Raw genomic sequence first — 13,131 nt, 5'->3', positions numbered from 1 at the left:
AGGGGCACCCATGACCGACCGACCTGCTTTCGCCCCGCCCTGCGGACCCGTGGTCGGGTGGACCGACGCCGACGCGCGGGTGGTCCGGGCGACCGGCATCCCGTACGCGCGCGCCGAGCGCTTCCAGGCCCCGAGTCCCGCCGCCGACTGGTCTGAGCCGCTCGAGGCGTCGGAGTGGGCGCCGGCCTGCCCGCAGGCCCCCGTCGTGTTCCTCGAGCGCGTCCTGGGCAGCGAGTTCGGTGCGCTGGCCACCGACGAGCACTGCCAGAACCTCTCGGTCACCCTCCCCGAGGACGTGCACCCGGGGGAGGGCCTCCCCGTGATGGTGTGGATCCACGGCGGCTCCTACACCTCGGGAGCCGGAGACGTCTCGGTCATGGACCCGGCGCCGCTCGTCGCGGAGCAGCGGGTGGTCGTGGTGACCGTGACCTACCGGCTCGGGCTCTTCGGCTACCTCGGCGGCGGCTCGGGCCGGCCCGCGAACCTCGGCCTGCTCGACCAGGTCGAGGCGTTCCGGTGGGTGCAGCGCAACATCGCCGCCTTCGGTGGAGACCCGGACAGGGTGACCGCCTTCGGCCAGTCGGCGGGCGGCGACGCCGTCGCGCACCTCATGGCCACCCCGGGGGCGAGCGAGCTGTTCGGCCGGGCGATCGTCCAGAGCGCACCGCTCGGCATCGCGCGCGGACGCCGGGCGATGAACGACGCGATGCTCGCCGCGGCCGGCGACGTCACCGCGCAGACGCCGGTCGCAGAGGTGGTAGCACAGCAGTCGAGGGTCGCGGGGGCGGCCAAGGGCTCCGGGCTGCGGGCGGCGATGCCCTTCGGCACCCAGTACGGGCACGCGCCGCTGCCCGCGGAGGACGACGTGGACGCGGTCTGGGACGCGGTGGCACCTGACATCGACGTGCTCGTCGGCCACACGTCCGAGGAGGCGCGGCTGTTCGTCCGCGAGGTCCCCGCCGTCCGTCGGGCGGTCGCGCTCCCTGTGGTCGGGCGCCTCGTGCAGCGCGGGCTGGTCGCCGCGCTCACCGCCGCCGTCTACGGACGCTCGTCACGGCGGTTCGCCCGGCGCCACGCACGGGCAGGCGGGCGGGCGCACCACTACGTCCTGTCCTGGGCGGCACCCGGGAACCCGTGGGGCGCCGCGCACACGGTCGACCTGCCGCTGCTGTTCGGCGACGAGAATACCTGGGCGCGCGCCGAGCTCGTCGAGGGGGCCACCTGGGAGCAGATCCAGTCAGCGGGCCGCGAGGTGCGCGCCGTCTGGGGTGCGTTCGCCCGCGGCGAGGACCTCGGCCGGGGGACGGACGTCCCCGGGGTCCTGAGGTGCGCAGCGGTCCGCTGAGGGGCGTCGACCGCTTCCCGGCCGACGGGCTGGAGCAGGCTGCTCAGGCGGGGCGGCGGGCGTCGTAGGTCTCGCGGGCCTCGACCACCTCGGGGACCGCGTCCTCGATGACGCGGATCAGCGCGGCCAGCCTGTCGGACACCTGGACGCCGAGCGTCGTGAGGCTGTACTCGACGTGCGGCGGGATGGTCTCGCGGACCTCGCGCACCACGAGGCCGTCGCGCTCGAGCGCCTGGAGGGTCTGCGACAGCATCTTCTCGCTCACGCCGTCGATCTTGCGGCGCAGCGCGTTGAAGCGCACCGAGCCGTCGCGCAGCGCGGCGACGGCGAGCACCCCCCACTTGGACGCGACGATCTCGAGGGTCTGCCGCGAGCTGCAGCCGCGCTGGAAGACGTCAGGCGCGAAGGCGGAGAGGTCGTCGTCGAGGGCGAGGTCGACCGAGGCGCTCGCGGGGCTCGTCGGCTCGGTGGCCGTAGTGGTGAGCGAGGAGGTCTCGGTGCTGGGCATGGGACGAGTCTACGCTCACGCTGGCAATTCAGACAGTGCTGTGATGCAGAACGCACTGTGCATTCGATTGCACTTTCTAAAAGTTAGTGCCATGCTCAGCGGATAGCCGACCTCGCCGCAGGCCAGACCTGTGGCCCACGAACCAAGGAGCACATCGCCATGATCGCTGTCACCGGAGCCACCGGACACCTCGGACGCCTCGTCGTCGACGCCCTGCTCGAGCGCGGCGTCGCCGCCGACCAGGTCGTCGCCGTGGTGCGCACCCCCGCCAAGGCCTCCGACCTCGCCGAGCGCGGTGTCCAGGTCCGCGAGGGCGACTACTCCCGCCCCGAGACCCTCGCGACCGCCTTCGCCGGCGTCGACACCCTGCTGCTCGTCTCCTCCTCCGAGGTCGGCCAGCGCGTGCCGCAGCACGTCAACGCCATCGACGCCGCGAAGGCCGCCGGCGTCGGCCGCGTCGTCTACACCAGCGCCCCGCAGGCCACGACGTCCTCGCTGATCCTCGCCCCCGACCACAAGGCGACCGAGGAGTACCTCGCGGCTTCTGGCCTCGCGACCACCGTCCTGCGCAACAACTGGTACACCGAGAACTACCTCGACGCCGTCAAGCAGGCCGCCGACTCCGGCCAGATCCTCGCGAGCGTCGGTGACGGCCGGGTCGCGAGCGCACCGCGCTCCGACTTCGCCGAGGCCGCAGCCGTCGTCCTCACCGACGACGCGCACGCCGGGAAGGTCTACGAGCTCACCGGCGATGTCGCCTGGACCTTCGACGAGCTCGCCGCCGCCGCGGGCGAGGTCCTCGGCCGCGAGGTCTCCTACCACCGCGCCACCCCCGAGGAGCACGCGGCCACGCTCGCCGGCTTCGGCCTGGACGAGGGGACCGTCGGGTTCGTGGTCGCCCTCGACGGCAACATCCGCGACGGCGAGCTCGCGACCGCCACGGACGACCTCTCGACCCTCCTCGGCCGCCCCACCACCGGCCTCGTCGAGGCGCTGCGCGCCGCACTCTGAGCCGACGGTGCTCTGAGCCGACGGCGCCCAGAGGCGTCTCGAGGTCTTCCCGGCCAGGTCCGGTGCGCCACCACGGCGCGCCGGGCCTGGCCGTCTCTGCGCCGGTCTGGGGACGTCACGTCGCGCCCTTCCGGTCCGAGGGTGAGGCTCCTACACTCAGCCCCATGGGCGATGTGACGCAGGGCACCCCGAGGACGCAGCCTCCGGGACGTGGCGACGAGAAGAGCACCCTCATGGGGTTCCTCATGCTCAACCGCGAGACCGTGGTGATCAAGGCCCAGGGGCTGTCCGACGAGGACGCCGCGCGGCGTCTCGTCCCGAGCCTGACCACGGTGTCCGGGATCATCCGGCACCTCGCCGACGTCGAGCGCTCGTGGTTCGTCGAGGCCGTCGAGCAGCGGCCCTACGACCGCCGGTTCGGCGGGGACGACGACCCGGACGGCGAGTTCCGCGTCACCGGGGCGGACTCGCTCGCCGAGATCGTCGAGGACTACCGGGCTGCGTGGGCCGAGGCGGACGAGGTCCTGCTCCGGCACGACCTCGACGAGGCGCCGGAGAACCCGGAGTACCCGTCCTTGCGCTGGGTGCTCGTCCACGTCATCGAGGAGACCGCGCGCCACCTCGGCCACGTCGACATCCTCCGCGAGCTCCTCGACGGGGTCACGGGGGAGTAGGGGCGGAGGGGCGACCGCAGGCGGCAGCCCGCGATCCACCGAGCCGTCTGTGCCGAGAGCGGCGGGTCATCCTCGGCGAAGCTCTGAGAGCTCGATGGTCGTCTTGGCGTCGATCTCCGATCGGGCCTGGACGAGCTCGGCGACGGCCGCGCCGTCGGAGAGGATCTCGATCGTCTCTTCAAGGGCTGCGAGGTCGTCCAGCGAGACGAGGACGGCGGCGGGCTCGCCGGCCCGCGTGATGATGACGCGGTCGTGCGTGGCCTCCACCGAGCCGACGATGGAGGGCAGGCGCGCCTTCGCGAGCGCGAGCGACACTGTCGTGGACATGGCCCGAATGCTAGCGCTCTCGAGCCTCGGGAGCAGTACTGCTGGGGGGCGTCGCTACTTCCGTGTCGAGGTGGAGAGGGTGGCGTAGCCGGTGCCCCAGGAGGTGCCGGACTTGGCGAGGACGCGCACGGTGTACGGCGTGCCCTTCTTCAGGCCGGTGACCTTGGCGGTGCGGGCCGAGCTGCTGCCGTCGGTCACGGTGGTCCAGGTGCGCTTGTCGCGCGAGACCTGCACGCGGTAACCGGTGACCTGCGCGCCCGAGGTCTTCGGGGCCTGCCAGGAGAGCGACAGGGTGGTCGCCGCCCGTGCGGTGACCTTGGCGGAGCGCGGCGCAGAGGGGGCCGCCAGCGTCTTCGCGCGGACCGTCGTCGCGGCTCCGGTGGTCTTGCCGTCGGCGACCGCGGTGACGCGGAAGGTGTACGCCACCCCGGGCGCGAGCTTGCGGACGGTCGTCGAGGTCTTCGTGCTCACGCCGTCGGCGTAGGTGGTCCACGTCTTGCCGTCGCGGGACGTCTCGATCGTGTAGTCCACGACCAGGGCCGCGGAGGTCGCCGGGACGCCCCAGCTCAGGCCGACGGTCGACGGCGCTCGTGAGGTCACCTTGAGCGACCGCACGGCCGACGGGCGGGGAGCGGTCTTGATGCTGGCCTTGGCCCAGGCGCTCGTGGCGCTGCCGGCGAGCGCCTTGACGCGCACGGTGTAGGTGGTGCTCGCCTTGAGGCCGGTCAGCCGGATCGACCTGTTGGTGACGGTCACGGCCTTCGACCACGTGGTGCCGTTCGTCGAGTGCTGCACGCTGTACCCGGTCGGTGCGGTGCCCGCGGGTGCTGTCCAGGTCACCGTCGCCGCGGTGGTCCCGACCTTCGACGCGACGATCTTCGTGGGGACGCCGGGTGCGGGTGCTCCCGGGCGCGTGGTCGAGGGCGCGGAGCCGACGCCGAAGATGCGGTTCGGGCTGCCGGGGCCGGCGTCCTTGACGCCACGCCCGCTGTTCGCCTCGAGACGCTCGGTCACCTGGCTCGGCGTGAGCGTGCGGGTGTCGGACAGCAGCAGGGCCGCGAGGCCGGCAGCGTGCGGGGCGGCCATCGAGGTACCCGACTTGGTGCCGGTGCCGTTCCCGGGGATGGTCGAGACGATCCGCGCGCCGGGCGCGAAGCCGTCGACGCAGCGACCCCAGCTCGAGAACGAGGCGCGGGTGTCGGTCATGGTGGTCGCGGCGACCGTGAGCGCCGAGGGCGCCGACGCGGGCGACGACAGGCAGGCGTCGCTGTTCGAGTTGCCGGCGGCGACGACCACGAGCAGGCCGGAGGCGGTGGCCGCCTCGACGGCGCGGGTCAGCGCGGAGCTGGTCCCGCCGCCGAGCGACATGTTGATGACGCCCGGGGTGCCCTTCGGGTGGTTCGCGACGATCCAGTCGAGCCCGCGGATGACGTCCGAGACGCTCCCGGACCCACCGCACTTGAGCACCCGCACCGGCACGATGGTCGCGGACTTGGCGACCCCGTAGGTGCGCGACGCGACGGTCCCGGCGACGTGGGTGCCGTGCCCGTTGCAGTCTGCGGTCGCGACGCCGTCCGGGAGGGCGTTGAACCCGGCGGTCACCCGCCCGCCGAACTCGGTGTGGGTCCGCTCGACCCCGGTGTCGACCACGTACACGCGGACGCCGGACCCGGCGGTCCGGGGGTAGGTGAACCGTCCGTCGAGGGGGAGGGTGGCCTGGTCGACGCGGTCGAGACCCCAGGGGGCACGGTCCTGCGTCGAGTTCTCGTCGATGGACACGGGCAGGTCGGGCTCGACGCTCAGGACGCCCTCGACGTCGGCGAGCGCCTCGATCTGGTCCGCGGTGGCCTCGACGGCGTAGCCCTGCAGCGCGTCCTCGTACTCGTGGACGGCGGTGATGTCCTCGGTCGCGAGCTCTGCCGGGACCGGGTCGTGGGCCGGGTCGACCTCGACGAGCCACGTGGTGACCTCGTCGTCACCCGCGGCGGGGAGCGTGGGGACGTCGGTGGGGTCCGTGCCGGGTGCCGGGGCGTCGCTCGGCGCGGGGTCGGCCTCGTCAGCCGTGACCTCGCGCGGGGTGGGCTCGGACGGCGACGCGTCGGTCGGTGCCGCCGGGGCGTCGTCCGCAGCGGGCGCCGTGACCTCAGGGTCCGCCAGCGGCGCAGTCTCGTCCGTGGTCGAGGGCTCTGTCGGCTCCGACGGCTCGGTGGGCTCGAGCGCGGCCTCCGGGGCGGTCGGGTCGAGCGGGGTGTCGGAGGGCGAGCCCGTCTCCGGTGCTGTCTCGCCCTGCGTCGCGGTCGGCTGCACGGCGTCGGAGGTCTGGGCGTGCGCGGGGAGGGTGATCCATCCGACGGCGAGTGCCGTCGTGACGACGACAGCACCGATTCGGTGTGGTGCGGGGAGGGGGGCGGGCATGGTCCACGTCTCTCGAGTCTGCTGCGACGGCCGGTTGCCGCTCACTCATCTCTTCGTCGCTACCAGTCGGTAGGGATGGGGTGAGCGTGAGCACATCTGCGGACTCCACCCGGGTGAAGGGGCACCGAGGGTGTGACAAATGGTGGGCAAGCGGCGGTCGGGTCGGTCGTCCGGCGCCTCGCGCAGGGTGCGCGCGCGGCGCGCGTGGCCCGGAGGACAGCACGGGCTAGGGTCGTCGGATGGCCTCGACAGACACTGCCGTCCGGTGGGCTGGTGCCCTGAGCATCGCCCTCGTCCTCTCCGCGTGCTCGGCTGAGCCCACCTCAGAAGAGGTCGAGCAGCGGGCTCGAGAGATCCAGCAATGGATGGGTGCGCGCAACGAGGGGGGTGTCGCGGGGACGCTCGGTGCGGGCGCGGGTCTGGTCTCCCCGTTGGACGAGGTCCCGCACGACCAGGCGGGGCGACAGACGCCCGGCGTCACTCTGAGCTACGAGACGCCGGTCGTCCTCGAGGGCGTCCTCGCGTCGTGCTTCGGCGATGGGACGGTCGACCTCACGGTCCACGTGGCGACCGTGTCCGGTGAGATCACGTACGACACGTCGACCGAGTTCCCGGACCTCCCCTGCGGGGAGGACAGCGAGCTGACTCTCGAGGCCGACGACGTGACCGCGATCGGCTTCAGCGTGTCGGGCGTCGAGCGTGACGGCGCGTACTCGGCGGTCGCACTCGGGACGCCACCACCCTGAGGGCGCTGCGGCGACCTCAGGGTGCAGGGATCCTGCTCAGTGCTTCGCCTTGATGACCAGCACCGGGACGGCGGAGTCGAGCAGGACCCGCTGGGTGGTGCTGCCGAGCAGGAACTTCCCGACGCTCGAGCGCTTGCGCGACCCGATGACGATGACCTGCGCGTCGGAGCGCTCGGCGTGGTCGAGGATCGCGTCGGCGACGTCGATGGTGTCGAGGCGGAAGGCGACCTCGACCTCCTGGTCGCCCACGGTCTCGAGCAGGTGTGCGAGGTGCGCGGGTACGGGCGCCGACTCGGGCTGCGGGGTGAGCACGAGGATCGTCACCGTCGTGCCGCGGCGGGAGGCCTCGGACACGGCGGCCGCGAAGGCCGCCTCGCCCTGAGGTGTCTCGTTGTAGGCCACCAGAACCGTCATGTCGCAGAACTCCTGTGTCAGTGCGAAGTGTCGAGCCGCTCGCAGCGGCCACCGATGGTCCCTGCGCACGTCTGGGCCCGCCCGCGTGTCGCGAGCAGGTCCTGAAGGTCACAGCCTAGGGCCACCGGCGCGTTGTGGCCGTCCGACGTGCGGGTCCGTCGTCGACGGTCATCGCCCGACGTCGGGCTCGGAGACGCGGAGGGGCTCATCCGAGCTCTGCAGGCAGCGACACGCCGGCGGGCAGCAGCGCCGGGAGCTCGCGGGCGACCGTCGCGGCCAGTGCGGTGCGCCGGGCAGGGGTCATGCGGTCGGACGGGGCGGTGATCGAGACGGCGGCGATCGCCGCGCCGTCTCGCAGCAGCGGGACGGCGAGGCAGCTGATGCCCACCTCGTTCTCCTCGGTCTCGGTCGCGTAGCCGTCGGCGCGGGCCGCCGCGAGGATCCCGGCGAGCCGGTCCGCCGGCAGCCGGTCGCCGGCGAACCAGGCGAGCGACGCGGGGTCGACGGTGCGCCGGGACAGGATCGCGCGCCCGAGGCCCGTGGTCGCGGCGGGCTGCCGGCGCCCGACGGCAGACCACACCCTGACGGGTCGGGCGGGCTCGACCTTGTCGAGGTAGAGGATCTCCGCGCCGGACAGCACGCCGAGGTGGACGAGCTCGTCGGTGAGCGCGCACAGGGCCGTGAGGGCGTTCTGCATGAGGCGGGGCAGGTTCTCGTCGGCGTGATAGCTCGTGGCGAGGGCCGTGGCCGCCGGTCCGAGCACGTAGCTGCCGCTGGCCGGGTCCTGGTCCGCGAAGCCGCGGAAGCGCAGAGCCGCGAGGGTGCGGTGCAACGAGGTCTTGTTGAGGCCGAGCCGCTGGGCCAGGTCGTGGAGGGCGATGCCGTCGGCCCCGGCCGCGCTGAGCTCCTGGAGCGCGAGCAAGGCCTTGTCGACGCTGCCCATGGGGGAGGAGGTCGGTGCCGCTGCGTCGTCGTGTGAGGCGTCGTCGCGAGGTCCGTCTTCGCGTGAGGTGCTGGGCACGGCGCGACTCCTTTGCTAGGCTCGTTTCGCAACCGGGAATGACCGTTTGCTCATACGAAACGATAGCAGAGGTTTCAGCGGACATGTCAGAGAAGACCATCACCGAGTCCCTCGCTGCGGCACGGATCGTCCCCGTCGTCGTCATCGACAACCCCGACCACGCCGTGCCGCTCGGACGGGCCCTGCTCGCCGGCGGCCTCGACGTCATCGAGGTCACCTACCGCACCGCAGGCGCACAGGCCGCCCTCACCGCCCTCAAGGAGCTCCCCGAGCTCGTCGTCGGGGCCGGCACCGTCGTCCGCCCCGAGCAGGTCGACAGCGCCGTCGCCGCCGGAGCGCAGTTCCTCGTCTCGCCCGGCCTCAGCGCCGCCGTCGTCGAGCGCGCCCAGGCCGTCGGCGTCCCGATCCTCCCCGGCGTCGCCACCCCGAGCGACATCATGGCGGCCCTCGCCCTCGGCCTCGACATCGTCAAGCTCTTCCCCGCGGCCACCCTCGGCGGCCCCTCCGCCATCAAGGCCTTCTCCGCGCCGTTCCCCGGCCTGCGCTTCGTCCCCACCGGCGGCATCTCCGCCGCCACCGTCGGCGACTACCTCGCCCTCCCGTCCGTGATCGCCGCCGGCGGCTCCTGGATGGTCGAGCGCAGCCTCATCGAGGCCGAGGACTGGGCCGAGATCACCCGCCGCACCGCCGAGGCCGTCGAGCTCGCCGGCCAGACCCCCGCCACGACCGGAGCCTGACATGACCGAGACCACCAGCCCCGCCCTGACCGTCCGCCCCGCCGCCGACTGCGACTTCGACGTCGTGTCCCTCGGCGAGGTCATGCTCCGCCTCGACCCGGGCGAGCGCCGCATCAAGACCGCCCGCAGCTTCGACGCCTGGGAGGGCGGCGGCGAGTACAACGTCGCCCGCGGCCTGCGCCGCTGCTTCGGCCTGCGCGGCGCCGTCGTCACCGCGCTCGCGGACAACGAGGTCGGCCGCCTCGTCGAGGACTTCATCCTCACCGGCGGCATCGACACGAGCTACATCCGCTGGGTCGACTACGACGGCATCGGCCGCTCGGTCCGCAACGGCATCAACTTCACCGAGCGCGGATTCGGCGTGCGCGGTGCTGTGGGCGTCTCCGACCGCGGCAACACCGCCATCTCGCAGATGCAGCCCGGCGACGTCGACTGGGACGACCTCTTCGGACGCCGGGGCGTGCGCTGGCTGCACACCGGCGGCATCTTCGCGGCGCTCTCCGAGTCGTCCGCAGACGTCGCCGAGGCGGCCATGCGCTCGGCCCGCGAGCACGGCACGATCGTCTCCTACGACCTCAACTTCCGCCCGTCCCTGTGGAAGGGCATCGGCGGCTCGGCCCGCGCGCAGGAGGTCAACACCCGCCTCGCGCAGTACGTCGACGTGATGATCGGCAACGAGGAGGACTTCACCGCGAGCCTCGGCTTCGAGGTCGAGGGCGTCGACGAGAACCTCACCGACCTCGACACCGGTGCCTTCCGCGCCATGATCGAGACCGCTGCCGCGGCCTACCCGAACTTCCAGGTGATCGCCACGACCATGCGCGGCGTGCACTCCGCCTCCGACAACGACTGGGGTGCCATCGCCTGGAGCCGCGAGCAGGGCTTCGCCGAGGCCACGCACCGCCCCAACCTCGAGATCCTCGACCGCGTCGGCGGCGGCGACTCCTTCGCGTCGGGCCTCGCCTACGGGCTCATGGAGCTCGGCGACATCCACCAGGCCGTCGAGTACGGCGCCGCGCACGGTGCCATCGCCATGACGACGCCCGGTGACACCTCGACCGCGAGCCTCGCCGAGGTCGCCAAGCTCGCCGGCGGAGGCAGCGCACGCGTCCAGCGCTGACCGTCCCCGCCCCTGCAGCACCCTGAGGGCCCCGAGACCGACCGGTCTCGGGGCCCTCAGGCGTGCCGAGAAAAAAGTTCACGGTCGTCCGTGACGATCGGTGACGTCGTGGCGTCCTTACCTGTGACCGTGTTTCACAGAGCACCACGAAGGAGAGCTCACCATGTCGCAGGACCAGATCCCCGCCACCGGCGAAGAGCGTCGCGTCCAGGAGGCCGCACAGGACGAGACCGAGCAGCGTGAGCTCGACGCCCTGCACACCGTGCGCGGAGACACCAGCGTCGCCGAGGGCGTCGTCGCGAAGATCGCCGGCATGGCGACCCGCGAGGTCCCCGGCGTCTACGCGATGGGCAACGCCGCACGCCGTGCCGTGAACGCCCTCGCCCAGCGCATCCCCGGCAGCCAGACCAACGTCACCGGCGGAGTCTCCGTGGAGAAGGGCGACGCCCAGACCGCGATCGAGATCGCGATCGTCCTCGACTACGGCGAGTCCGTCGTCCAGGTCAGCGAGCAGATCCGCGAGAACGTCATCCAGGCCGTCGAGTACGGCACCGGCCTCGAGGTCGTCGCCGTGAACATCAACGTCACCGACGTGCACCTCCCGGACGACGACGCGGAGGAGACCTCCTCCTCGTTCGAGTCGACCGAGCTGCGCTGACCCACCGCGGTGGTCCGACCGCGCTGGCCCAGCCAGCGTCGGACCACCCTGCGCTGACCGACGCGCGCTGAAGCGTCGCCCCACGACGGCGGTGCGGGTGCCTGACCCCCCTCTGGCACCCGCACCGCTGACACACCGGCTCCGGCCACCACCCTCATGCCAACAGAAGGAACTCTCATGTCGCGCACCATGATCGGCCTCGCCGTCGGGCTCGTCCTCGGGCTCACGGCCGCCTTCGGCTCGTTCGCAGCCTTCGTCACCGTCCTCGCCTTCGGGGCCGTCGGGCTGGTCGTCGGACTCGCCCTCGACGGGCGGATCGACGTCCAGGGCCTCGTCGGCCGAGCCAACGAGAAGCGATGAGCGCGCCGGCTCCCACGGAGCCCGGGCGCGTCGACGAGCCGCGCACCCGCGGCAGCCTGACGATGTCCGACACCGTGGTCGAGAAGATCGCCTCGCAGGTGGTCGACGAGGTCAGCGAGACCTTCGGGACCTCGCGCGGCCTGCTGGGCTGGCGTGACCGGGTCGGCAGCCACGTGCGCCCCTCGGTCGAGGTCGACCTGCACGGAGGGTTCGCCGACCTGCGGGTGACGGTCGGTCTCGCGTACCCCGTCTCGCTCCGGTCGGCAGCCGACACGATCCGGGACCGGGTGCAGCGCCGGGTCTCCGAGCTGACCGGTGTCCAGGTCCGACGCGTCGACGTCCGCATCGCCAGCCTCCGTCCGGCCTCGGCCGGGTCCCGCACCTCGAAGGAGGGTCTGCGATGAGCCAGGTCGAGCTGCGTCGTCGTCCCAGCCGCACCGTCCCGGCCACGGTCGTGGCCCTGGTCCTGCTCGTGGTCACCGCCGCGATCACCGTCGCCAGCGTGTCCCGTCTGCTCGACGGCACCTGGCCCACGTGGGCGCTCGACCCCGCAGGGTCTGTCGCCCGGCAGACGTGGGGCTCGGCCGTGGTCGTCACGACCGGTGCCGTCCTCCTGGTCGTCGGGGTGGTCCTGCTGCTCGCGGCAGTCCTGCCGGGCCGCCGCAGCGGGATTTCCGTCGCGTACACGGTGGAGAACGCCGAGGCGTCGGAGGTCGTCATCACGCCCCGTGGCGTCGCGCGCCTCGCGGCCGCCGCCGCGGACGAGGTCGACGGCGTGGAGCGCGTCGACGTCAGCGCCTCGAAGGGCGCCGTCCGGGTCGTGGTCTCCACCTCCCTGCGCGAGGACGTCGACGCCGTGAGCGCCGCCGTCCAGCAGTCCGTGCAGTCGCGTCTCGACGTCCTGGGGACCGGTCCGGTCTGCCAGGTCGAGACCCGTGTCCGAGTGAAGGAGTCCTGATGCGTCACGCACCCTCTCGTCTCAACCGGACGTGGCTGGCGGTCGTCGGCCTGGTCCTCGTCGTCCTGGGCGCCCTGGTGACCGGTGTCGCCACGGGGGTGCCGTCGTCCGTGCTGCCCGCAGACGTCGTCGACCGGCTCCCCGGTCAGGACGAGGCCGTGATCGCCAGCCCCGGCGGCTGGGACGTCTCGTGGGTGGCCGTCGTGGTCGGTCTCGTGGCGCTCGTCGTCGCCGTGGCCAGCGCACTCTGGCTGCTCGCGCAGGTCCCGCGCCGACGCGAGGCCAAGGACCTGCGCCTGCACGGCTCGTCGCTGACGGGCCTCACCACCTGCGCCCCGTCGGTCGTCACCGACGCCGTGGAGGAGCAGGCACGCACCCTCGCCGGGGTGAGCGGCGCGAGCGCCGTGCTGCGCGGCAGCGTCCGTACCCCCGACCTGACGATCCACCTCGTGGTCGACGACCGCGCCGACCTGGGCGAGGTGCTCCGCGAGGCCGACACGGTCCTCGCCGCCTCGGTCGTCACGGCGCTGGACACGCGGCTCGCCCGGCTGGGCGTGCTCGTCGACGTCCAGCGCACGCGCCGCACGAACGACCAGATCACGGTCTGACCCGACCGCCTCCGGTCCTGACGACGTCTGGACCACCCACCCCCTCACCTCGAGAGAGCAGGACGACCATGTTCGCCAGAGTGATCACCCGACTCGTCAGCTGGGGCCTCCGCGGCCTCGGGACCGTTCTCAACCGGGCGGGACACCTCGTCCGCAGGACCGGGCGCCGTCCCGAGCAGCCGGGAGGGCGCGCGCCGAGCGGGCGGTGAGCCGTGGCCGGGCACCGGCC

16 protein-coding genes are annotated in these 13,131 nt (G+C 72.8%); 11 read left to right on the top strand and 5 right to left on the bottom strand.

The annotated features are described in order from the left end of the window. Positions 1-10 precede the first annotated feature (10 nt). The gene (locus tag SKED_RS13380; protein WP_042438065.1) at positions 11-1,345 is read left to right on the top strand and encodes a carboxylesterase family protein; all 1,335 of its coding nucleotides are present in this window, start codon (positions 11-13) and stop codon (positions 1,343-1,345) included. 43 nt (positions 1,346-1,388) lie between these two features. Here SKED_RS13380 and SKED_RS13375 read toward each other — a convergent pair whose 3' ends face one another. Beyond that, positions 1,389-1,853, bottom strand: coding sequence for a winged helix-turn-helix transcriptional regulator (locus SKED_RS13375; protein ID WP_012867700.1), 465 nt, complete (start codon positions 1,851-1,853; stop codon positions 1,389-1,391). A gap of 159 nt (positions 1,854-2,012) precedes the next feature. On the opposite strand from SKED_RS13375, the gene SKED_RS13370 reads away from it, so the two are divergent. Then, positions 2,013-2,864 carry an SDR family oxidoreductase gene (locus SKED_RS13370; RefSeq protein WP_012867699.1) on the top strand — a complete coding sequence of 284 codons (852 nt, stop codon included), beginning with the start codon at positions 2,013-2,015 and terminating at the stop codon, positions 2,862-2,864. Positions 2,865-3,028: 164 nt separating this feature from the next. Next, positions 3,029-3,538: a DinB family protein gene (locus SKED_RS13365; RefSeq protein ID WP_012867698.1), complete on the top strand. Its 510-nt coding sequence runs from the start codon at positions 3,029-3,031 to the stop codon at positions 3,536-3,538. Between the two features lie 66 nt (positions 3,539-3,604). Here SKED_RS13365 and SKED_RS13360 read toward each other — a convergent pair whose 3' ends face one another. Together SKED_RS13360 and SKED_RS19105 are read right to left on the bottom strand one after the other, a co-directional pair. Then, the gene (locus SKED_RS13360; RefSeq protein ID WP_042438062.1) at positions 3,605-3,865 is read right to left on the bottom strand and encodes a type II toxin-antitoxin system Phd/YefM family antitoxin; all 261 of its coding nucleotides are present in this window, start codon (positions 3,863-3,865) and stop codon (positions 3,605-3,607) included. Between the two features lie 54 nt (positions 3,866-3,919). Further along, positions 3,920-6,280, bottom strand: coding sequence for a S8 family serine peptidase (locus SKED_RS19105; RefSeq protein WP_052293896.1), 2,361 nt, complete (start codon positions 6,278-6,280; stop codon positions 3,920-3,922). Positions 6,281-6,519: 239 nt separating this feature from the next. Between SKED_RS19105 and SKED_RS13350 the strand changes: the two genes are divergently transcribed. Further along, on the top strand, positions 6,520-7,026 hold the full coding sequence (locus SKED_RS13350; protein ID WP_012867695.1) for a hypothetical protein: 507 nt from the start codon (positions 6,520-6,522) through the stop codon (positions 7,024-7,026). Between the two features lie 36 nt (positions 7,027-7,062). Here SKED_RS13350 and SKED_RS13345 read toward each other — a convergent pair whose 3' ends face one another. Further along, the gene (locus tag SKED_RS13345; protein WP_012867694.1) at positions 7,063-7,440 is read right to left on the bottom strand and encodes a universal stress protein; all 378 of its coding nucleotides are present in this window, start codon (positions 7,438-7,440) and stop codon (positions 7,063-7,065) included. Positions 7,441-7,645: 205 nt separating this feature from the next. Then, positions 7,646-8,461 carry an IclR family transcriptional regulator gene (locus SKED_RS13340; RefSeq protein WP_012867693.1) on the bottom strand — a complete coding sequence of 272 codons (816 nt, stop codon included), beginning with the start codon at positions 8,459-8,461 and terminating at the stop codon, positions 7,646-7,648. Between the two features lie 83 nt (positions 8,462-8,544). Between SKED_RS13340 and eda the strand changes: the two genes are divergently transcribed. From eda to SKED_RS19100, 7 genes are all read left to right on the top strand, one after another. Beyond that, the gene (gene eda, locus SKED_RS13335) at positions 8,545-9,198 is read left to right on the top strand and encodes a bifunctional 4-hydroxy-2-oxoglutarate aldolase/2-dehydro-3-deoxy-phosphogluconate aldolase (protein WP_012867692.1); all 654 of its coding nucleotides are present in this window, start codon (positions 8,545-8,547) and stop codon (positions 9,196-9,198) included. Between the two features lies 1 nt (position 9,199). Then, entirely contained in the window at positions 9,200-10,318 is a 1,119-nt protein-coding gene (locus SKED_RS13330) for a sugar kinase (protein ID WP_012867691.1), read from the top strand. Positions 10,319-10,481: 163 nt separating this feature from the next. Next, on the top strand, positions 10,482-10,976 hold the full coding sequence (locus SKED_RS13325) for an Asp23/Gls24 family envelope stress response protein (protein ID WP_012867690.1): 495 nt from the start codon (positions 10,482-10,484) through the stop codon (positions 10,974-10,976). A gap of 177 nt (positions 10,977-11,153) precedes the next feature. Beyond that, positions 11,154-11,336, top strand: a complete 183-nt coding sequence (locus SKED_RS13320) for a hypothetical protein (RefSeq protein ID WP_042438060.1) — start codon at positions 11,154-11,156, stop codon at positions 11,334-11,336. After that, positions 11,333-11,740: an Asp23/Gls24 family envelope stress response protein gene (locus tag SKED_RS13315; protein ID WP_012867688.1), complete on the top strand. Its 408-nt coding sequence runs from the start codon at positions 11,333-11,335 to the stop codon at positions 11,738-11,740. Before SKED_RS13320 ends, SKED_RS13315 begins: the two co-directional genes overlap by 4 nt. Beyond that, a complete protein-coding gene (locus tag SKED_RS13310) occupies positions 11,737-12,294 on the top strand; it encodes a DUF6286 domain-containing protein (protein WP_012867687.1) in 558 nt (185 codons plus the stop codon). Before SKED_RS13315 ends, SKED_RS13310 begins: the two co-directional genes overlap by 4 nt. Next, positions 12,294-12,902, top strand: a complete 609-nt coding sequence (locus SKED_RS19100; RefSeq protein WP_012867686.1) for a hypothetical protein — start codon at positions 12,294-12,296, stop codon at positions 12,900-12,902. The genes SKED_RS13310 and SKED_RS19100 overlap by 1 nt, the downstream gene beginning before the upstream one ends. Positions 12,903-13,131 lie beyond the last annotated feature (229 nt).

This window comes from Sanguibacter keddieii DSM 10542, assembly GCF_000024925.1.
GTDB classification, from domain to species: Bacteria; Actinomycetota; Actinomycetes; order Actinomycetales; family Cellulomonadaceae; genus Sanguibacter; species Sanguibacter keddieii.
Note: the sequence above shows the minus strand (reverse complement) of the source record. Positions and strands in the feature narration are given on the sequence as shown.